This is a genomic window from Microbacterium sp. 1.5R (assembly GCF_001889265.1).
In the GTDB taxonomy this organism is placed as follows: domain Bacteria; phylum Actinomycetota; class Actinomycetes; order Actinomycetales; family Microbacteriaceae; genus Microbacterium.
Map to the genome: position 1 here is coordinate 2,723,821 of NZ_CP018151.1, position 19,982 is coordinate 2,743,802.

15 protein-coding genes are annotated in these 19,982 nt (G+C 67.8%); 4 read left to right on the top strand and 11 right to left on the bottom strand.

From position 1 onward, the window contains the following. Positions 1 to 67: 67 nt before the first annotated feature. From BMW26_RS13140 to BMW26_RS13160, 5 genes are all read right to left on the bottom strand, one after another. Positions 68 to 1,087 (bottom strand): M23 family metallopeptidase, encoded by a 1,020-nt coding sequence (locus BMW26_RS13140; RefSeq protein WP_072591672.1) that lies wholly within the window; start codon positions 1,085 to 1,087, stop codon positions 68 to 70. Beyond that, on the bottom strand, positions 1,087 to 1,596 hold the full coding sequence (locus tag BMW26_RS17935; RefSeq protein WP_187250329.1) for a hypothetical protein: 510 nt from the start codon (positions 1,594 to 1,596) through the stop codon (positions 1,087 to 1,089). The genes BMW26_RS13140 and BMW26_RS17935 overlap by 1 nt, the downstream gene beginning before the upstream one ends. Before the next feature lie 78 nt (positions 1,597 to 1,674). Further along, positions 1,675 to 3,186, bottom strand: coding sequence for a sugar transferase (locus tag BMW26_RS13150; protein ID WP_232224464.1), 1,512 nt, complete (start codon positions 3,184 to 3,186; stop codon positions 1,675 to 1,677). Between the two features lie 80 nt (positions 3,187 to 3,266). Continuing rightward, complete coding sequence (locus BMW26_RS13155; protein ID WP_056279744.1) at positions 3,267 to 5,003, bottom strand: DUF4012 domain-containing protein; 1,737 nt, start codon at positions 5,001 to 5,003, stop codon at positions 3,267 to 3,269. Positions 5,004 to 5,076: 73 nt separating this feature from the next. Continuing rightward, complete coding sequence (locus BMW26_RS13160) at positions 5,077 to 7,155, bottom strand: carbohydrate binding domain-containing protein (RefSeq protein WP_157557437.1); 2,079 nt, start codon at positions 7,153 to 7,155, stop codon at positions 5,077 to 5,079. A gap of 164 nt (positions 7,156 to 7,319) precedes the next feature. Here BMW26_RS13160 and BMW26_RS13165 point away from each other — a divergent pair, with 164 nt between their 5' ends. Continuing rightward, positions 7,320 to 8,447, top strand: a complete 1,128-nt coding sequence (locus BMW26_RS13165) for a glycosyltransferase (RefSeq protein ID WP_072591676.1) — start codon at positions 7,320 to 7,322, stop codon at positions 8,445 to 8,447. Beyond that, the gene (locus BMW26_RS13170) at positions 8,444 to 9,409 is read left to right on the top strand and encodes a glycosyltransferase family 4 protein (RefSeq protein ID WP_072591677.1); all 966 of its coding nucleotides are present in this window, start codon (positions 8,444 to 8,446) and stop codon (positions 9,407 to 9,409) included. The genes BMW26_RS13165 and BMW26_RS13170 overlap by 4 nt, the downstream gene beginning before the upstream one ends. Here BMW26_RS13170 and BMW26_RS13175 read toward each other — a convergent pair whose 3' ends face one another. From BMW26_RS13175 to BMW26_RS13195, 5 genes are all read right to left on the bottom strand, one after another. Then, positions 9,410 to 10,516: a glycosyltransferase gene (locus tag BMW26_RS13175; protein WP_072591678.1), complete on the bottom strand. Its 1,107-nt coding sequence runs from the start codon at positions 10,514 to 10,516 to the stop codon at positions 9,410 to 9,412. After that, the gene (locus BMW26_RS13180) at positions 10,513 to 11,562 is read right to left on the bottom strand and encodes a polysaccharide pyruvyl transferase family protein (protein ID WP_072591679.1); all 1,050 of its coding nucleotides are present in this window, start codon (positions 11,560 to 11,562) and stop codon (positions 10,513 to 10,515) included. Before BMW26_RS13180 ends, BMW26_RS13175 begins: the two co-directional genes overlap by 4 nt. A 123-nt stretch (positions 11,563 to 11,685) precedes the next feature. Next, the gene (locus BMW26_RS17770; protein WP_230100393.1) at positions 11,686 to 13,353 is read right to left on the bottom strand and encodes an ABC transporter ATP-binding protein; all 1,668 of its coding nucleotides are present in this window, start codon (positions 13,351 to 13,353) and stop codon (positions 11,686 to 11,688) included. Continuing rightward, entirely contained in the window at positions 13,346 to 14,197 is an 852-nt protein-coding gene (locus BMW26_RS13190) for an ABC transporter permease (RefSeq protein ID WP_056279731.1), read from the bottom strand. Before BMW26_RS13190 ends, BMW26_RS17770 begins: the two co-directional genes overlap by 8 nt. A 104-nt stretch (positions 14,198 to 14,301) precedes the next feature. Continuing rightward, positions 14,302 to 15,468: a nucleotide sugar dehydrogenase gene (locus tag BMW26_RS13195; RefSeq protein WP_072591681.1), complete on the bottom strand. Its 1,167-nt coding sequence runs from the start codon at positions 15,466 to 15,468 to the stop codon at positions 14,302 to 14,304. Between the two features lie 40 nt (positions 15,469 to 15,508). On the opposite strand from BMW26_RS13195, the gene BMW26_RS13200 reads away from it, so the two are divergent. Then, on the top strand, positions 15,509 to 17,842 hold the full coding sequence (locus BMW26_RS13200) for a glycosyltransferase (protein ID WP_072591682.1): 2,334 nt from the start codon (positions 15,509 to 15,511) through the stop codon (positions 17,840 to 17,842). A gap of 15 nt (positions 17,843 to 17,857) precedes the next feature. On the opposite strand, the gene BMW26_RS13205 is transcribed toward BMW26_RS13200, so the two are convergent. Beyond that, a complete protein-coding gene (locus tag BMW26_RS13205; RefSeq protein WP_232224465.1) occupies positions 17,858 to 18,901 on the bottom strand; it encodes a hypothetical protein in 1,044 nt (347 codons plus the stop codon). Between the two features lie 30 nt (positions 18,902 to 18,931). Between BMW26_RS13205 and BMW26_RS13210 the strand changes: the two genes are divergently transcribed. Then, a complete protein-coding gene (locus BMW26_RS13210; RefSeq protein WP_072591684.1) occupies positions 18,932 to 19,978 on the top strand; it encodes a hypothetical protein in 1,047 nt (348 codons plus the stop codon). Positions 19,979 to 19,982 lie beyond the last annotated feature (4 nt).

Sequence of the window (19,982 nt, forward strand, 5' to 3'; positions counted from 1 at the left end):
ACGGATCCCCGACGCACGTTCATTCTGCACGCAACCGGTGGTCGGCGGAAGACGCATCCGGGCCGGTCTAGGACAGCCAGTAGTTCTTCTTGACGGTCACTTCCTGCACGATGATCCCGGTGTTCAGCGCGCGGATCTCAGCGAAGAGGCGCACCGGACCGGAGAGGAAGTACGGCAGCGAATACTGTCCGTAAGTCGGCGAGTTGGGGGCCTCCGCTCTGGTGACCGGGACTTCGAACGGCGGCTGCGGCGCGCTGGCGATCGGGGCTCCGCTGGAATTCAGAGTCTCGGCGACGATGCGCAGTTGGAAGCCCTTCGTCACCTTGGCCGTCGTCAGGTAGATCGCGACGTCACCGGTCTCTTTGACCGTCGCACTGCTGTGCGCCAGCCAGTACAGATCTGCGGCCACCGGGATCCTGGTCCAGAGCCCCCTCGGCACGACGGCGTTCCACTGGTAAGTGCTCGACTGATGGATGGGCACGGGGTCCTCCGATGGTGGCTTGATGGGACCGCCTTCGACATAGTTCTCGAAGTCGACCGAGTTGGTGAACCCGAGCTGGAGCGGTGTTCCGCCGATCCAGAGGGACACATGGACGTGTGGGCCGTAGCCCGTCTCGCTTCCGAAACCGGACGCACCCGAATAGGCGATCAGCTGTCCGCGCGAGACGCGTGCACCCAGCGGCACCGTGCTCGACTGCAGGTGCAGGTAGCGGATGTAGTTGCCGTCGTCCGTCCGCAACGCCAGGTAGCGCCCGGTCGCCGTCGTCGTGGAGTCCTTGCGATCGACGATGACCCCACTGGTGGCCGCGCGGATCGGCGTGCCTCGGACGACCGCGTAGTCGGTGCCCGGCTCGCCCGACGGCGGATTCCGATTCTTGTGCCCCATCCACGAGCTCGAGATCGGCACGATCCCGCATGGTCGCAGGTAGGTTCCCTCGGCGCTCGCGCGAAGGGTCGGAGAGAAGAACTCCCACCCCACCGCGGCCGCGCCGAGCACGAAACCGGTGCCGAGAAGCACTCCCCTGCGAGAGACGAACGACTGCGTCGCCTCGGTCGACGAGGGCTCGGAGTCCCCCGCGTCGCACACTAGCGATCGCCGCCTTCGTTCTCGCCGCGGATGAGGTTCTGGATCTGTTCCTCGGGCAGGGGCTCGAGAGATGCCGAGGACATGCCGAGCTGAGGCGCGGAGGCCGATCCCCCGATCGTGCATTGAGCCTGAGCCTCGAGGCCCGAGGCCTGTGCGGGGACCAGGACGAGCCATTCCGGAGACACCAGCCGGTGCTCGATGCGTGTCTTCTCGGCGGAGAAGACGACGTCGGCAGGGAACGCCGAGAGGGTCGCGTCGACACAGATCTGCGCCAGCTCCTCACCGGAGAACTCGCCGAACTCCGCCGATGACGTCGGCGTCGGAGTCGGTGTCGACGTCGGGGTCGGTGTCTCCGACCCGGTTTCGGTCGCCGACGGCGCGGGCTCTGCGCTCGATGTGGGCACGGGGCTCGACGCGCCCGGCAGCGAGGCACAGCCCGAGACGCCACCGATCAGGACGACGACAGCCAGAGCACTCGCGGCTACATGCCGGGCAAGGGGGGATCTCATGATTCTGAATGTACCGAGCGACGCCGCGCAGCCCTGGATACGACGCGGACAGTCGCCGCGAATGTCGTCGTACGGACGTCAGTGCGCACTCGCACCGGGGGCTACCACGGCACGGACGGTGCGGAAGAGAATGATGAGATCCTGGATGAGCGACCAGTTCTCGACGTAGTACAGGTCGAGTCGGATCGTCTCCTCCCACGAGAGCGACGAGCGTCCGCTCACCTGCCACAGTCCGCTCATACCGGGCTTCACCAACAGGCGACGATGGGCGAAGTCGTCGTACAGCGCGACCTCGGAAGCGCGCTGCGGGCGAGGCCCCACGAGGCTCATGTCCCCGAGGAACACGTCGATCAGCTGCGGCAGCTCGTCGATCGAGTGCTTGCGGAAGAAGCGTCCCACTCTGGTGATCCGGGGATCGTCGTTGATCTTGAACAGCGGCGTTCCACCGTCGCCCTGAAGATCGAGCAGCGTCGCCAACTGATCGTCAGCGTCGGCGACCATCGATCGGAACTTGCGCATGCCGAAGGTCTTCCCACCCCGACCGATGCGCTCCTGGTGATAGAAGATGCTTCCCGGGCCTTCGATGCGGATCGCGATGGCCGCGATGAGGAAGACCGGCGAGAGGAGGACCAGCAGCAACGAGGATCCGACGATGTCGAACGCGCGCTTGAGGAACCGCTTGGAGCCCTCCATCCGAGGGAAGTCGACGTGCACGAGGGGCAGGCCGGCAACAGGCGTCGCGTGCATGCGGGGTCCGGCGATGTCGGTCAGCACCGGAGCCATGATGAGCTGGATGTCCCGGTCGGACACCGAGTAGCCCAGCCGACGCATCGTCAGCGGATCGAGGTCGTCGGAGCCGACGATGATCAGCGCGTCGAAGCGCACCTCGTCGAGCACCTTCTCGACGTTCGCGATGTCCCCCAGCACCTCGAAGCCCGAGATGTCTGCCGCCGACGTGTTCTCGGTGATCACGCCGACGATCTCGTACCCGCTGCTCTTCGCCCGCCGGATCTCGCGCGCGACGAGGGCGACCTTCGACGGCTCGCCGATGACCACCGCCCTGTGCAGATACTGGCCGGTCTTCTGCCGCCCCCTCAACCATTGGCGACACATCCATCGCGACATGAGGAGAAGCACCAGGCCGAGCGGGAAGACGACCGCGACGAGCGCCCTCGACAGCTCCATCCCGAGGAAGAACGCGATCGCGACGGTGACGGCGAACACCGCGACCGAGGCGTTCACGATGCGACGGTATTCGTCAGCCCCGTGCCCGACCGTGTGGCGGTCGCGCGAATCCGTGACGTCGAGTGCGACCAGCCAGAGGAATCCGATCGCGCCCAGCACCACGAGATACGAGACGCGAGGGCCGCCGGGCCAGGACACACCGGTGAGCAGCCCGGGAAGGACGACTATCGAGGATACGACCAGCGTGACCAGGACCACGATCACGTCGTTGTAGAAGAGACGGCTCGCGTAGAGCCGAGTCCAGGCGACCCGCCGCGCCTTCTTCGCGCGCACCGGAGTCGTCTCCGACGGCTCGCGTGACGAGCCGGAGCCACCGTGCTCGAGCTGAACGACGACGACTCTCACCCCCCTTGACTGTGCTGACGCCAGAACGGGAGCAAGTATATCGGTCTCGGAAGCCCCGGAATCCGGGGCTTCCGAGCACGTCAGCCTGCGCAGTCGTCGGTGACCACGGGCTTCGTGCCGTTGACCATCGGGTTCGTCCGCACCGCGAGCGGGCCGTAATCACCGCTCGGTCCGACGAATGTGGCCGTCACGTCGACAGAGTCTCCCGGATCGAACCACGCTTCGAATGCGACGACGGGGCGTCCGAGATCGTCGATGTCGCGGTGGGCGATCGATACCTCGTCGCCGTTGAACGTCGCGTCGCTGAGAGTGGTCCCCGGAGGCCCGTAGACATAGATCGTGTCTCGGAAGCGGGCGCCGAAGGTCATACTCTGCACGTACCGCGGCAGAGCCTCGGCCTGGCGCTGCGTGAGTGGTAGACCGAGCGACGCAGTCGCGGTGAAGGTGGCGGTGTCGGCCTCGCAGGTGGCCGTGGCGCTCGTCGCCGTCTCGGTGAAGTAGTCGATCTTCGAGCCGTTGGTGTTGTTGAAGTAGATGCCCATGGTCGTCGTGTCGGAGTTCACGGTGGGGAGCACACCACTGATCCTGGCGCCTTCGATCGCCTCGGCGACCTGCGAGTCATCGCTCCAGACCAACACGCTGCCCTGTGACGCACTTTCCGTGATCGCCCACATCATGTCCTTGAGATCGAAGTCGCCGGCGGCGATCGCTTCGAAGACAGCGGCCGCCGTATCGGCGAAGAACCCGTCGACGAGGTCGGGCTCCTTGTACGAATCCCAGCGGCCGTAGACCTCGCTGAGAAGCAGAGAGACGGCGTTGTCCTCCGAGAGCATCTCGCCGGAGGACAGCTCGATGGGGCCGGTCGCCTTCAGGATCCGAGACAGGGCGAGGGGGTCGATCGAGATGACGCCGGCGATCTCATCGTCGGCGATGTCCCGCTGCCACCATGCGCGCATGATCTTCGCCGCCGTCGGGAAGTCAGGGCGACTCATGCTCGTGTTGATGTGATCGACCAGGTAGCTCGTGTACAGATCGATGGCACTCTGCGGGACATCGACGTCGACAGCGACGCCGTTCTGATAGTTGCCGCTGTCGCCTTGTCCCCCGATGGCGATCGAGCCGGCATCGACGCGCACGAGGGTCTGGGCCGCTGCGCTGCCTCCGAGGGCGAGGGTCTCCGCATTGTTCTGGAAGACGAGCAGGTAGTTGCGCTCCCCGTCCCCTCCGAGCAGCGTCGGGAGAGCGGCGATCATCGGCGCCGCGGACCCCATGACCTCGTCGACCTTGTCGACGCCGTCACGCACGACGGAGACGAGGAACGGCGACTTCGAGACGGAATCCAGCCCATCGGCGAGCTCAGTGATGTTCTTCGCCTGGTCGTCGGTGGCGGCGAGAAGCCGCTCGGTGATCGAGCCGGTCGAGTCCTCGTCACCCATCACGGGCAGCGCGACGTCGTTGACGAGCGTGTCGAGCGACTGTGCCGAGAGACGCACACCCTTGAGGTTGTCGCCCAGGACGGGGATCCACTCCATGACCCACCACACCGGATCGGAGGCCGCTGCTCCGGCACTGGCGGCACTTTCGGACAGGTCGGGCAGCACCGCATCGACGTCACCGCCGTCCTGGATCTCAGCGATGAGCGCCTGGCTCTCGACGAGGCCGTCCTTCACCGTGATGGCTCGCAGGCCCACCCAGCACACCGCGATGAGGAACGCGATGATGACCACGATGACGATCGCCCAGATCCGCCGTCGGCGCCGCTGGCGGCCCGAGCTCGGGTTGTCGATGACCTTCGCATCCTGACGGTCTGCGCTCATGAAGGACTTGCCTCTCGTGCTGAATTGATCTGGGGAATTGTACCTGCGGCCCCTGAGGCCGCCGTCGACTGCCTCACTCCACCGCGGAGGTGATGAACACCGGAGACGGGCCGAGAGTCAGCGTGACTTCGCCGTCCTCGGGCTCGAACGACTGCGAGAGGCCTGACATGTCCGTGACGGTCAGTGGCGCATCCGATGCGAAGGTGCGCTGGACCTCGCCCTGCGCCGCCCAGGCGATTCGGGTCTCGTCATCTCCGGCTCCGAAGACCTGGACCGTGCTCGTATCGTCGGATTCGTCGGTGGTGAATGCCTTGTCGCGAAGCTGCGTGATCATCAGCGCCTGGGCGAAAGCACCCGGCTTCGGCGCCAACGCCACCACGTTCGCGCGCGGTGCGTGCTCGTAGAGTCCGAAGTTCGCCTCGCCTGCTGCGGGATCGGGCGTGTCGTTGACCAGGTCGTACCAGAAGTACTTCTCGACCCCGTTCGCGAAGGCCAGCGCCTCATTGCGAACCATCATCTGTCCCTGCTCGAGCGCGGAGACGCCGTCGTAGTGCGTCGGGAAGCCCATCTCGGTGACCCACACCGGCCGGGTCTCCCCCGCCGCCTCCTGCATGTCGGCATACGACTGCTGCACGGTGCCGGCGATCAGATCGGCGTCGCGGTTGATCCACGACTCGTATGGGTGATAGCTCGCAGCATCGGTCACGGCCATCCCACCCGCCTGCCAGAACCCGACGAACCAGTCACGGTCGTAGAGGGCCGTGGATCCCGTGACGATCGGGAGGTCGGGGTACGCGGTGCTGACGTGGTCGCGAACGGACTGCGCGATCGGGACGTAGCACGCGGGCGCCGAACCGCAGGCCGTGTCATTCTCTCGGTGATTGAACTCGTTGAGCACCTCGAGGCCGACGAGGTCGAACCTGTCAGCGACGGCCTTCGCATAGGCGCCGTAGGCCTGGATCGCGGCCTCGTCGCCTGGGGCCTTCCTGGCGCCGTAGAGTCGGTTGCCGTACACGACGAGGCCCAGCAGCTTCACGTCGTTCGCGTGCATGCGCTCGAACTCGCGTACGTAATTCTGGTCCCACGCGTACTGGCCGGCCACCTTCTCGTTGCGCTCCCACGAGATGTCGTTGCGCACCTCGGCGAAGCCGATGGCGGCCGCGAGCGAGCCGGTGCCGACGAAGGCCTCCTTCTCGACGTGCGCGCCGACACCGAAGCGTCCGTCCTGCGCCACGGAGAAGCCGTCGGCGTCGATCACGGCGACGTCCGTCTGGACCTGGAGGCCCGCGGCGTCGCTGATCGCGACGGTGTAGTGCCCCTGCGGCACGCCTGCCAGCGGCAGCGCGGACAGCGGTCCGCTCGAGTTCGACTCGCCGGTGATCGGATCGCCGCCGGACGTCGACGTCGCGCTCCACTGCACGGCCCCCTCGGCGAGCGAGACGGCGAGCAGAGCGGATTCGTCGGTCATCACGAGGGAGTCGTTGACGATGCCCGCCGGCGTCTGCACGGCCTCGAACGAGCCGTTCGGGACGAGATTGTCGCCGCCGTCCGCCGCGATGGACACGTCGTCGATGCCGAAACCGCGCACAGCGCCCGAGAGCACGACGTCGAACGTGGATGCGGCAGCCTGGTCGGCGGTGGTCGTGAACGGGAACTCGATCGTCTCCCACTCCGCATCCAGCTCGGGAAGAGTGAAGGTCTGACCAGCCGCGGTCAGCCGGACGCCGCTCTCGACCTTCTCCTCGGCGAGGACTCGCGCAGAGACGCTGAGCGTGTAGTCGGTGCTGGGCGCGAGAGCGACGGGAGCGGATGCGGCGACGATGTCGGCATCGTCGGCCGGAGCATCCACACGCAGCGATACAGAGCCCTCTGCGGTGTCACCGACTTCGGGAAGCACCGTGCCGACGACCGTGCGGTCCGCGAGTGTCCATCCGTCGATCGACGCCCGCGCGACGTTCGTGACGGGTACCTCGGCCGGCGGATCGGACACGACCGGCGTCGGAGAGGCCACGGGCGATGCCTCTGATTGCGGCTGAGGCTGAGGCTGCTGTCCCGCGATCACCATCGCTGCGGCAGCACCGCCTCCGACCAGAAGCACGGCGACCGCGCTCGCGATGATGATCGTCTTCTTCGTCGCGCGCAGAGCCATCATGTCTTTCCCCCCAAGTGTCCGATTCCCAACATATCGGGTCGAGTCGAAACGAACCTGACAGCCGTCGCGGCCGTGTGCGCGGAACTTCCCTAGACTCGACGCATGCGTGCCGAGGCTTCGTCGAGACTCCGCGCCCCCGCGCCCCCTGGGGAGAGGGCGGCGCTGTGAGCGGCGTGCTGGTGCACGAATGGCTCGCACCGCGGGGCGGCTCCGAGAACGTCTTCGAGGCGCTGAACGAGATGTTCCCGGACGCCGCACGGTATTGCCTGTGGAACGAGAGCGACGGCCGATTCGTCGTCGACGGCGAGACCTGGCTCGCTCGCACGCCGCTGCGCGGACACAAGGCCGCGGCCGTCCCGCTGATGCCTCTCGCCTGGCGGGCCCTCCCTCGCGTGGATGCCGACTGGATCCTCACGAGTTCGCATCTCTTCGCGCACCATGCGAGGTTCGCGGGCTCTGCGCGGGATGCTCCGAAGCTCGTGTACGCGCACACTCCGGCGCGATACATCTGGAACCCCGAGCTCGATCTGCGAGGCGACACGCTCGCTGCCCGAGCCGCGGCGAAAGTGCTCAAGGGGGTCGATCGCAAGCGCGCTCAGGAACCGGTGGCGATCGCCGCCAACAGCGTGTTCGTGCAGAGGCGCATAGCCCAGGCATGGCATCGCGAGAGCACGGTGATCCACCCGCCCGTCGACGTGACAGGCTTCACCCGCCCGCCCGCGCCGGACGAACGCGATGAGCGCGTCCTCGCGGCGCTGCCTGAGACATTCCTTCTCGGCTTCTCACGGTTGATCCCCTACAAGCGGCTGGATCTGGTGATCGAGGCCGGGATCGCCGCCGACGTGCCCGTCGTGCTGGCAGGATCTGGATCGGATGAGGCTCGCCTGCGTTCGATCGCCGAGGAGCGCGCGCCCGGTCGTGTCTTCTTCGTCGCGTCACCGGGGGCGGAGCTCTATCGCGCTCTGCTGCAGAGGTGCATCGCCCTCGTGTTCCCGGCGGTGGAGGACTTCGGCATCGTCCCGGTCGAGGCCATGGCGGCAGGCAAGCCGGTGATCGCCGCGGCCGTCGGCGGCACCGCGGAGACGATCGTCGAGGGCAGCACCGGTGCGTTCGTCGAGCACTGGTCGCGCGACGAGCTGCGCAGCGCGGTCGACGTGGTGGCCGGCCTGTCAGCCGATGCCTGTCGTGCGCAGGCGCAGAGGTTCTCGGAAGCGGTCTTCGCCGACCGCATCAGAGAATGGGTGACCGAATCGGTCGACGACGCACGCCTGCCTGAGACGAGGAGCGCGTGACGCTCCTCGTCGACGACCGCTACCGCGGCACGCACGGCATCGGCCGATACGCCTCGGAAGTGCTCCCCCGGCTGACCCTGCCCTGGGAACCACTTGGCCTGGGCGGCACTCCGTTCTCGGGGGTCGACGCCTTCCGTTCGGTGGGACCGGCGGCGGCGCACGACGCTCTCGTCTATTCCCCCGGCTACGGCGCGCTCCTTCGCAGCAGACGACAGCTCCTCACGCTGCACGATCTCATCCAACTGAGCAGTCCGGGACTCGACCGCTGGAAGTTCGCCGCCTACTATTCAGGCCCGGTACGTGCCGTCGTGCGCCGGGCCGGCCTCGTGCTCACCGTGTCCGAGACGTCCGCCAGAGCCATTCGATCGTGGGTGAACGACGACGACGTCGAGATCGTCAACGCGGGCAATGGATGCTCCGAGGCCTTCCGTCCGCCAGAAGGCGCGCTGCAGCGGTCCGACCCCTACATCCTGTTCGTCGGAAACGGCCGTGCGCACAAGAATCTCGATGTGGTCCTCGACGCTCTGAGCGCCGCACGCGACGTGCGCCTCGTTGCCGTCGTCCCTGAGCGCGAGGTCGCGGAGCTGACCGCCAGGGCGACGCAACGGCACGTCGACGCCAGAGTGCGCTGGGTGAGCAACCTCGGTGACGAGGAGCTCGCCGACCTCTATCGCGGCGCCTCATCGACCGTGATGCCCTCGACGCTCGAAGGGTTCGGGCTGCCCGCCTTGGAATCGATCCGCTGCGGCACGCCGGTCGTGTACTGGGCCGGATGCGAAGCAGTCGCGGAGATCGTGGGATACCGCGGTCGTGCGGTGGCCTCCGCCGACGACGCTCACGAGTGGGCCAGCGCCCTGACGGAGGCCGTGTCCGCCGAACGCCGGGTCGATCCCCCCGAAGGCTATGACTGGGACCGTACCGCGGTGATCATCTCGGCGACCATCACCCGGCTGCTCGACTGACTAGACGCTGCGACTCGGAACCGTCCGGAGGAACTGCTCGAGCGAGTCCGTCTTGCGCTCCCACGACGCGGACGATGCGAGGGCGCCACCGGAACGGTTCGGCGACGGGTGCGCCAGCGCGCGTTCGAGCGCAGCATCCGCGTCTCCGTCATCGGTGTAGACCTCGATGCCGAGGTCGGATGATGCGCCGATGCCGGGCGTCTCGCGCGCCAGGACTGCCAGCCCGGCTGCGAGGTACTCATAGAGCTTCATCGGGCTGCGCCCCGCGTTGAGCGGGCTGTCGGAGAGCGGGAGGAGACCGACGCGCGCCGTGTGCAGCAGGCTCGGTACGTCGGCGTACGGAACGGGCCCCACGATCTCGACATTCGCCGGCAGGGCTCGGGGCGGGCGTGCATCGGGCCCCGCGATGACGAACTCGACGTCCGGCCGAGCCAGAGCCCAGCCCTCGATGCGCCCCCAATCGAATCGGTCGTCGAGCGCTCCGACATACACGCAGCGGGCGCCGCGGGGACCCGCATCAGCGCGCGGCGGCGCGAATCGAGCGGATTCCGCCCCGTTGGCCAGTATCAGCGAGGGCACGTGCAGGTCGCCGAGCCCGCGCAGCACTTCGTCGGAGGTGGCGATCACACCGTCGGCCTGGTCGAGAATTCGTCGCTGCAGGGCGTGCTTCACCCCGCCGGGGTAGAGGTCGGTCGGTCGATAGATCACGCGGCTCGAGAGCGACCGTACGGATGAGTCCCAGAGCAGCGGCTGATCGATGAGCACCGCATCGAACGCCGCATCGATGCCGTCGCGTTGCAGCATCCGAGCGACGGTCGGCACCGCCAGAGGCCTCGGCAGGACGGTGCTCGGGACGATCTGCAGCACGCCGTCCCGGTCTCGCTCGGCTCCGCGAGGGATGCCGGTGAGGCGCGATGAGTTCACCCGCCCGGTCAGCCGATGCACGAGGGAGATCGGAGTGCTCACGTGGACGACATCGACCCCGCGGTCGGACAGCACTCGGGCGTAGTGGTGGCTGCCGACCCGGAAGACCCCGAACGGATGGCTGTGCGAGAGGAAGAGGATCCGCCCGGTCGGGGTGCCGGTGCGCGCCGAGGCGTCGGTCATGCTCGCGTCCTGCGGACGCCGTCGCGGATCATCCGCTGGACGCTCTCGAGAGTCGACGCTGCCATGCGCACCCGCTCGCAGACCTCTGCCGCTCGTTCCGGCGTCGGACGGAGTGCCTCCCGCAGGCGCGGCGGGTCGCTCGCAGAGGCGTCGACGGAGAGTCCGTGCAGACCGATCGCCGCGAACGCCTTCGTGATCTTCTGCGTGGGACTGGGCACGAGCTCCACCGGAATGGCCCCGCTCAGCGCGGCGAGCACCAGAACGTGCATGCGGTCGCTGACCACGACCTGCGCGGTGTCATAGCGCTGTCGAAGGCGCTCCTCCTGTACGAGGGGATCGGTGTCTCCCCAGGCCTCGAACTCGCCGCCGAGCAGCTGCGCGAGCTCGCGCGCCCGGCTCTCGTCCTCCCGCACCTGGACGACGGTTCGGATCGAGAGGCCAGCGGACTCGGCGGCCTCACGCACCGCGCTCAGCCACGCCGCGTCCGGCAGAGGACGTGCGCCGCGGAGACTCACCAGCAGCTCGGAGCGTTCGCTCCATGGGCGCCCGTCCCGTACGCCGGCCGAGAATCCGATGTCGGGTGCGAGTGCGCCGCAGCGCGCGATCGCCAGCGTCGACTCGTCGCGCCACAGTGTCACCTGCGACAGGCGGGCTGCCGCACGATGGATGGCGAGAGCGGGCGACGACGGCGCGCGGATCCCCCGCGGCGGACGGACGACCACGCCGCCCTTGAGACGGACGACGAGGGTCTCGGCCAGGAACACCAGCTCTCTGAGTCCGTTGCCGCGGTCGAGCGGGATCTCCCCCGCTTCGAAGACCAGCACGGGGTGCCGCGGGGCGATGAGGAGAAGCCAGAGCCAGCGCGGAACTGACTTCTTCGACCGCAGGACGATGGCGTCCGCCGGCAGGTTCAGCTGCCTCAGCCACACATCGGGTGCGTCTCCCGTGTAAGCGACCAGCTGATCGCTCGTTCCCAGCGCCCAGCCGAGGGTTTCACGCCGGATCAGCGCATCTCCGATGTTGCCGGCGGGGCCGGTGAGGGACACGAACGTCCGGGTTCGCCGGGGCGCTCTGGATGAGAGAGGAACCAGGCGGCGCATGAGGTAAATCTAGTCGCTCTCAGCGCTCGGGCCGGTCAGGGATGCCGCGGAACTCGGCGGTCCCCGCGCTCAGGGGGTGGTCGTTCCGGTGCCTGGGTCGAAGACGGGAGGCTCGGTGACCGGCGGCAGTGACGGCTCGGGCGTCGGCTCGACCGGCGGAGTGGTCGGCTGCGGCTCCACCGGCGGCGCGGGTTCGCTCGGAGGAACCGGCTCGGGCTCGATCGGCTGCGACGGCTCCTGGTCGGGCCGGGAGTCCCGGTTGTCGGGCTCTTCGGTCTCCACAGGCAGTGCGCGCGTCACGGTGACGGGAGCGCTGACCCTCACACCGTCGCCGTTCTCCGCAGTGACGGTGTACACGGTGGCCTCGGAGCCGCACGCGAAGGGAACCGCTCGATCGGTGAGGTTGGCCGGCAGCGCCGCTGCGATCGGGAACTCGAGCGCATCGACCTGAGCGTCGCCTGCCGCGATCGCGACGCTCTCGGCATCGTCGATCTGCCAGCTCAGCAGCACCTGTGCTTCCGCTTCCTCTGAGGCGCATTCGACCGTCGCCGTGTTGGCGGTGAAGCTCTTGATCACGGGGTCCGCGGCGGGGGCCGGGGCCGAGGGGGTCGGACGCACCGAGGGCTCGGGGTCAGCGGGCGCCGCGACGCTGCTGAGGGTGCCGATGATCGCTCCGGCTGCGACCGCGAGCAGCAGCGCGACTCCGGAGAGGACCATCAGCAGCACGCTGCGCTTTCGCGTACGCTTCTCGGCGCGACGATGGCGCTCACGACGGGCGAGAGCGCGCGGCTCCTCAGCTCCGGACGAGAGTGCGGATGCGGCATGCGTTCCGCCTCCGGACCGACCGCTCTGCAGATGCTCGCCTGCGTCGAACCCGACGGCGACCGGCGCGTTCTTCGTCGCCGGCTTCGCGGCGGAGGCGGCTCCGACAGCACTCGACCCGGGGTTCTTGGTCCAGGCGACATACTCGGCGATGACATCGTCGGTGGGTCCGTCGGCGATGAGCTCGCCCTTGTGCACCCAGAGCACTCTCTCGCAGGTCTGCTTGAGCGAACCGGTCGAGTGGCTGACGATCATCACGAGGCCGGCGCTGTCACGCAGTTCGTTGATGCGCTTCTCGCTCTTCGCGCGGAATCGCCTGTCCCCCACGGCCAGTGCCTCATCGATGAGGAGGATCGAATGCGCCTTCGCCGATGCGATCGCGAACTTGAGTCGCGCCCCCATGCCTGACGAGTACGTGCGCATCGGGTGGTAGATGAAGTCGTTGAGCTCCGCGAAGTCGGCGATCTCGTCGACGCGCGCAGCCGCTTCCTCGGGGCTGAATCCCATCGCCAGCAGTCCGAGCCTGATGTTGTTCTCGCCCGAGAGCTCCGGGACGAGCGCAGCGTTCACACCGAGGAGCACGGGGCGGTCACGAGCGTAGATCGCGCCCTCGGAAGGCGGGATGAGTCCGGTCATCGCCCGGAACAGCGTGGACTTCCCCGAGCCGTTGTGGCCGACGACGCCGATCGACTCGCCCTCCGTCGCCGTGAAGCTCACTCCTCGCAGCGCCGGGACCGTGTGGAGGTCTCGACCGCCTCGGAAGGAGCGCAGACTCGTCAGCGATTCGCGCGTCGTCATCCGCTTGCCGGATGCGTACACGCGATAGTTGACGTGCACGTTGTCGGCCACGATCATCGGCCGTGGCGAGGTGTCGAGCGAGTTCGCTCGCGTGTCCGGGAGCAGAAGATCAGTCACTGAGGCCATACCTCGGCTCGCCCTGCCAGAAGAAGATCGTCCCCCCGACGATCGCCACCAGTGCCCAGATCGGCGCAGCGATCCATGCGAGGAGCGGCGCGGCATAGCCGTCCAGCATCACGTCGCGGGCCAGGGCGATGAATTCATACGTCGGCAGGAGGTGCGCGATCGTGAGCAGCACCGGGTACCCCCCGAGCGCGCCGTCGATGTTGAAGAAGATGCCGCTGGCGTAGAAGAGCACGCGGTTGATGATCGGGACGAGCTGCTGGATGTCACGCGTGCGCACCGAGATCCGCGCGACGATGAGAGCGATGCCCAGATTGAACACGCCCATGACCGCGAGGATCGGGATGATCAGGAGCCACGACCACGCCACCGGCTCGCCCAGGATGAGCAGCAGGATGCCGAGCAGCAGCACGACGGGCACCATTCGCATCGCCTGCTCCGCGATCACCGAGATCGGCAGGAGGATGCGCGGGAATCCGAAGCTCTGGACGAGCTTGGAGTTGCTCGTGATCGCCTTGGATCCGCTGCCGAAGCAGCCGGTGAAGAACTCGAAGACGAACACGCCGACGATGAGGTACGGCACGAAGTTCGCCGGCCGCGCGGCGCCGGCGAGGATGAAGTTGAAGATCGTGCCGTAGACGATCGCGAGGGAGAGCGGTTTGAGGACCACCCACAGCACACCGAGACGGTTCGGCAGCAGTCCCGCGATCAGACGGCTGCCAGCCAGCCGCAGGGCGAAGGTGCGAAGCTGCCAGGTGTCGGCGAGGTAGTCGCCGAAGCGAGGACGCGTCCCGACTTCGCTCAGACCGGAGGTCGCGGGCACAGCAGTCGCTCCCATACCGAATCCTCTACCTCTCTACCGCGTCGCACGATGCGCATGCACGAAGCCGGCATATCGGATCATGCTACCCCACCGGGTGAGTCCGTCGTCTGGACCCAGGCTCAGTCGCGACCGTAGATGTCGCGGGTGTAGATCTTATGGACGACGTCGTCGAGCGCATCCGTCGAGCGGTTGGCGATGATGACATCGGCCCTGGACTTGAACTCGTCGAGATCGCGAACGACCTCGGAGTGGAAGAACTCGTCCTCCTCGAGCGAGGGCTCGTACACGACGACTTCGACGCCCTTCGCCTTGATGCGCTTCATGATGCCCTGGATCGACGACGCGCGGAAGTTGTCCGACCCGGACTTCATGACGAGGCGATAGACGCCCACGGTCCGGGGCTCTCGGGCGAGGATGTCGGAGGCGACGAAGTCCTTGCGGGTGCTGTTGGCATCGACGATCGCCGCGATGAGGTTCTGCGGCACCTTCGAGTAGTTCGCCAGCAGCTGCTTGGTGTCCTTCGGCAGGCAGTATCCGCCGTAGCCGAAGGAGGGGTTGTTGTAGTGCGACCCGATGCGCGGGTCGAGTCCCACTCCCTCGATGATCTGCTTCGTGTCCAGCCCGTGCACCACTGCGTAGGTGTCGAGCTCGTTGAAGTACGCCACGCGCAATGCCAGGTAGGTGTTGGCGAAGAGCTTGATCGCCTCGGCCTCGGTCGACTCGGTGAGCAGCACGGGCACGTCGGTGGCGATCGCCCCTTCGAGCAGAAGAGCGGCGAAGGCCTCGCCGACGGGGCCGCGATCGCCGACGACGATGCGCGACGGATAGAGGTTGTCGTGCAGCGCGCGCCCCTCTCGCAGGAACTCCGGAGAGAAGACGATCGTCGCCTGTCCATGCTCCGCGTTCATGCGCGCGGTGAATCCCACCGGCACCGTCGACTTGATCACGATCGCGGCGTCCGGGTTCACGGCGAGCACGGTGTCGATGACGTTCTCGACCGACGAGGTGTCGAAGTAGTTGGTCACCTCGTCGTAGTTCGTCGGCGTGGCCACGACGACGAAGTCGGCGTCCCGGTAGGCCTCCTCGGCGTCGACGGTCGCCGTGAGATCGAGCTCGTGCGTGGCGAGATAGTCCTCGAGCTCGACGTCGGCGATGGGCGAGACGCGGCGACTGAGCAGCTCGACCTTCGCAGGGTCGATGTCGACGGCGAACACCTCGTGGTTCTGGGCGAGGATGACGGCGTTGGACAGGCCGACGTATCCGGTCCCGGCGATGGCGATCTTCATGCCCTCAGGCTATCCCGGCCCGCGGATAGACTCGTGCGCGATGACACCGCGCCCTCTGCTCTCCATCGTCATACCGGTCTCGGGTGACGACGCGACTGTCGCGACGGCTCTCGAGAGCGCCATCGCGCAGAGCCTCGTCGACATCGAGATCATCTGCGTCGATGACGCCTCGACCGACGGCACTGCCGGCGTGCTCGAGCGATTCCGGCTACGGGACCCGCGAGTGCGCGTCGTGCGCCACGAACGCAACCTGTCGGCCTTCCAGGCTCGCCGCACGGGGATCCTCGCGGCGAGCGCCGATCGCGTGATGTTCCTCGACGGCGACGACGAGCTGACCCCGGATGCCGCCGCGGTCGCGGTCGCGAAGGCCGAGGAGACGGACGTGGACATCGTCGGGTTCGGTGTCACGGTGATCGAGCGCGACGGCCGCACCGGCAGCCCGTACGAGGTGCGCCTGCAGCCGCCGCAGCATCCGCACGCCGGCGATGACGTGCTGCGCGCCCTCTTCCCGGTGGGGAAGCCTGCTCAGGGTCAGCTCTGGCGATTCCTCTTCCGCACGAGCGTGCTGCGCGAGGCGTACTCCCTCGTCCCCGACGACCTCGTGCTCCCGCGCATCAACGACCTGCCGCTTCTCTTCCTCGTGGCCATACTCGCCGAGAGCTACGCGGCGGTCCCCGACAAGCTGTACCGCTATCACTTCGGTCGCGGTGGCAGCGGGCACCGGGTCGACACCCTCGAACGGGCGCGGTTCTACACAGGGGCGATCCGCTCGGTCGACGCGATCGGATCGGCTGTCGAGGCACTCGCAACCGCACATGCCGATCCGAGCCTCGTCCGCGACACCTACGCGTCGGTGCGCTTCTCGATCATCGGATACGTGTGCTTCCAGCTGGTCGAGCACAGCGACGAGGGCATGCTCGACGGCGCTCTCGCACATCTGCACACGGTCGTCAGCGGCCCGGACATCATCCATGCCGCTGCGCGGTTCTATCCGGCGACTCTCAAGGCTCTCAGGTTCCACACGACGTGGCAGGGGCTGCCTGACCGGCCCGCACGCAGCATCCTGCTCGTCACGTCGACCCTCCGTACCGGCGGCGTGTCGGCCGTGCTCACCTCGCAGGCGCGCTATCTGCATGAGGCGGGCTACCGGGTGACCGTCGTCGCCCGCAACGGCGGCAGCGACGCGACCGTTCTTCCCGCCGGCATCCCGTTCGTCGAGCTGACCTCACGTCGACTGCCCGCCCAGCTCACGCAGTGGGCCGAGATCTGTCGCGCCCACGAGGTCGACGTGGTCATCGACCACCAACTGCTCTACACCGACACCTGGCCCGAGTTCGCGCTCGTGGCACGAGCCGAGGGCGCGGCGACGATCGGCTGGCTGCACAACTTCGTCGCTCGACCGGTCTACGACGGCAACGATCGGCTCACCCTGATCGAGCGCTGCAGTCCGACGCTCGCTCAGCTCATCACGCTGTCACCGCTCGACGTCGCCTACTTCCGCCTGCGCGGCATCGAGAACGTGGCGTACCTGCCGAACCCGCCCTCGCCGTTGATGCTCGAGTCGGCGGCTCGGACAGGTGCGAAGACGCCGCCGTCCGACCGTCTCGAGCTGGTGTGGTGGGGGCGACTCGAGCAGCGGACCAAGCAGGTGCGGGAGCTCGTCGAGGTCGGAGTGCAGCTGCGCGCCCTCGGCGTGCCTTTCACACTGCGGATCGTCGGCCCGGACTGGGATGACGTCACCGCGAAGAGGCTCAACGCCCTCGCGCGTCGTCGCGGCGTCGGAGATGCCGTCGTCGCCGTCGGGCCTCTGCGAGGGGCTGCGCTGGTCTCGGCCATCGACTCCGCGGATGCCTTCGTCTCGACCAGCATCATCGAGGGGTATCAGCTCACGATCGCCGAAGCACAGGCCCGGGGGCTCCCGGTCTTCATGTACGAGCTCCCCTGGCTCACGCTCGTGCAGGACAACCAGGGTGTCGTCGCCGTGCCCCAGGGGGACGCCCGGGGGCTCGCCGCCCGGCTCGCCGAGACGCTCGCTGATCCGGAGGGCTATCGTCAGCTGTCTCTGGCGTCGGTGGATGCCGCGAGACGGGCGCGCGACCAGGACTTCGCGCAGCTGTATCGCGAAGTGGTCACCGGCGAGCTGTCGCCGATGTACTCGCCCGAGCCGACGCTCGACGATGCCGGTCGCCTGCTCGGTCTGCTGGTGTTCTTCGCCCAGCGCGCGGACGGCCGCTCCGTCTCGTCCGCCGATTCGTCGACCTGGGGCCAGCGCGCCTGGCAGTCCGCGGCGCCACTCGGCCGCGCGACCCTGCGGCGGATCCCGGGACTCCAGCCGCTCGCGCACCGCGCGAAAGGCTGGCTCGGCGCGCGCTGAGTCTCGAAGTCGGCGTTACGCCACGGCATCCATCGCCGCGTGGATGCGCGCGGTCAGGCGGACGATGTCTTCACGGGCCGAGTGGACCGCCGGCGCGAGCGACGGCAGGTGCGACTCGAACTGCTCGGCGAACTCGCCGAGCTGTTCGTATCGACCGACGAGGTCACCGAGTCCGACGGCTGTCAGAAGGCGTGAGATCTTGTGCGGGTCGCTGCCCGAACCTATCGGGTATGCCCCCTCGGTCGCACCGATGATGAGGCCGTGCGCCCGGTCGCTGATGACGGCGAGCGACTGCCGGTACACCGCGCGCACGTAGTCGTCGAGCACGTCGTGCCGCATGCTCGAGGGCATCACGTACTCACCGCCGAGAGCCTCTGCGAGCCGAACCGCTCGAGGCGCGTCGCGCGCCACCTGGGCGACGGTGACGATCCGGGTCTGAGTCGAAGCCGCGAACGCACGGACGTCCGAGAGCCACTGCTCACCCGGCCATGCCCGGTCGAAGCGCATGGTCACCGCGATGAGCGGTCGATCGCCGGCAGCAGCCCACTCGTCGACCGCTCGCCCCTCCGAGTAGGCCCAGTCCGGCGCGAAATCGCCGAATCCCGCACCGTCACGAGAACCTCGATCGCGCCACGACATCACCGAGGCGTCGCGCATGACCGGGTCGAACACCACGCCATGCAGCGTGTCGACGTTCTTGATGCCGATGCCGGCGAAGATCAGCGCCCCGCCCGCGTCGAGCACCCGTGCGCATTCGGCCGCACGGCGTGGCACCGGGAAGTGCCCCGTACGCGGATTGATCTCCCCGGCGTTGAACGCGTGCACGGGACGAGCGGCCGCGGCCTCGGCCTGGGCCCACTCCCCTCTCGCGTCATAGAACGTGAGGTCTGACGCCGGTGTGAACCCGGCCGTGAAATCACTCGTCGCCTCACCGAGATAGACGTGCACGTGCCGCCCCGCACCTCTCAAGGCTTCGAGATAGGCGAGTCGCAGTGCGGAGTCGCCGAGGTTGTCGTCCTGCCCGCTGAGATGGGCGAACACATGCTGAGTCGGTTTCACAATCACTTCACCCCACTATATGGTGGCTCTGTGTTCTCCGTGCCCCTCCCCAGGACCGGAGCAGCGACTGAACCGGGCGCGACCGAGGCTTCCGTTCCGACGGTGCTCGTCACCTCGCGCCCGCCGCGGCATCGCGTCGACTACGTCGATGAACTCGTCGGCGACGACTCGGAGGGTCGTGCTCCGACCGGCGCCGTGCTGGAGTTCCGCACCGACCCGTTTCGGGCGCACGGCGTGGATGTGATCCACCTGACCGACATCGCGACGGTCATCGGCGGCCCCCGCACTCGCGACCGAGAGCGCACACGGCGGGCGAAGCGCTTCACGAAGATGCTCCGACGCCGAGGCATCGCCCTCGTGCGCACCGTGCGCGAGACGGAGGCGGATCGGTCGCGGTCCCGAGCGGAGGCGATCGTCGATGCGGCAGCGACGACCGTGACATCGCTCGATGCCGTGACGGCGGCGGACGGCAGAGCGACGGTCGTCATCGGCCACAGCCACCTTCGCAACCGGTTCCTCGGCTTCCCTCGGGAAGAGGCCGTCGCGGGCCGCGTGCTGATCACGGCGGTCAACACCCTGCATCCGTCGTCCCGACCGGCCGTGAGCGTCTTCGGAGTCGCTGACCTGCCCGGCTGGACGCTGCGCCTCGCAGGCAAGGTGCCGATCGACCTCGAGGACTCCTACGCGCGAACGCTTGCCGACCTCACCGACACGGTGTCGCTGCGCGACGAGCTCCTCTCCGATGCAGAATGCGTCTCGGAGATCAGCCAGGCGGAGATCGTGCTCATCACAGCGCCGACGAACCACAGGTCCCAGAGCGTCCTCATGCTCGCTCTGTCGCTGGATCGGCCCGTGCTCGTCGAGGACAGCCCGCAGACGCGGGCGCTCGCTGACGAGGTCGGCCCTTCATGGGTGCGGCGCCATGCCGGTCCGCTGACCGCCCAGACACTCGAGAACGAGCTCGCCGCATTGCGAGCAGATCCGCCCACCGGTCGCCCCCGCCTCGATGCGCGCGACCCCAACCTGATCAGCGAGCAGTACTTCGCGGTGTATCGCGCCGCCGCGGCCGCGCGCTGACGCC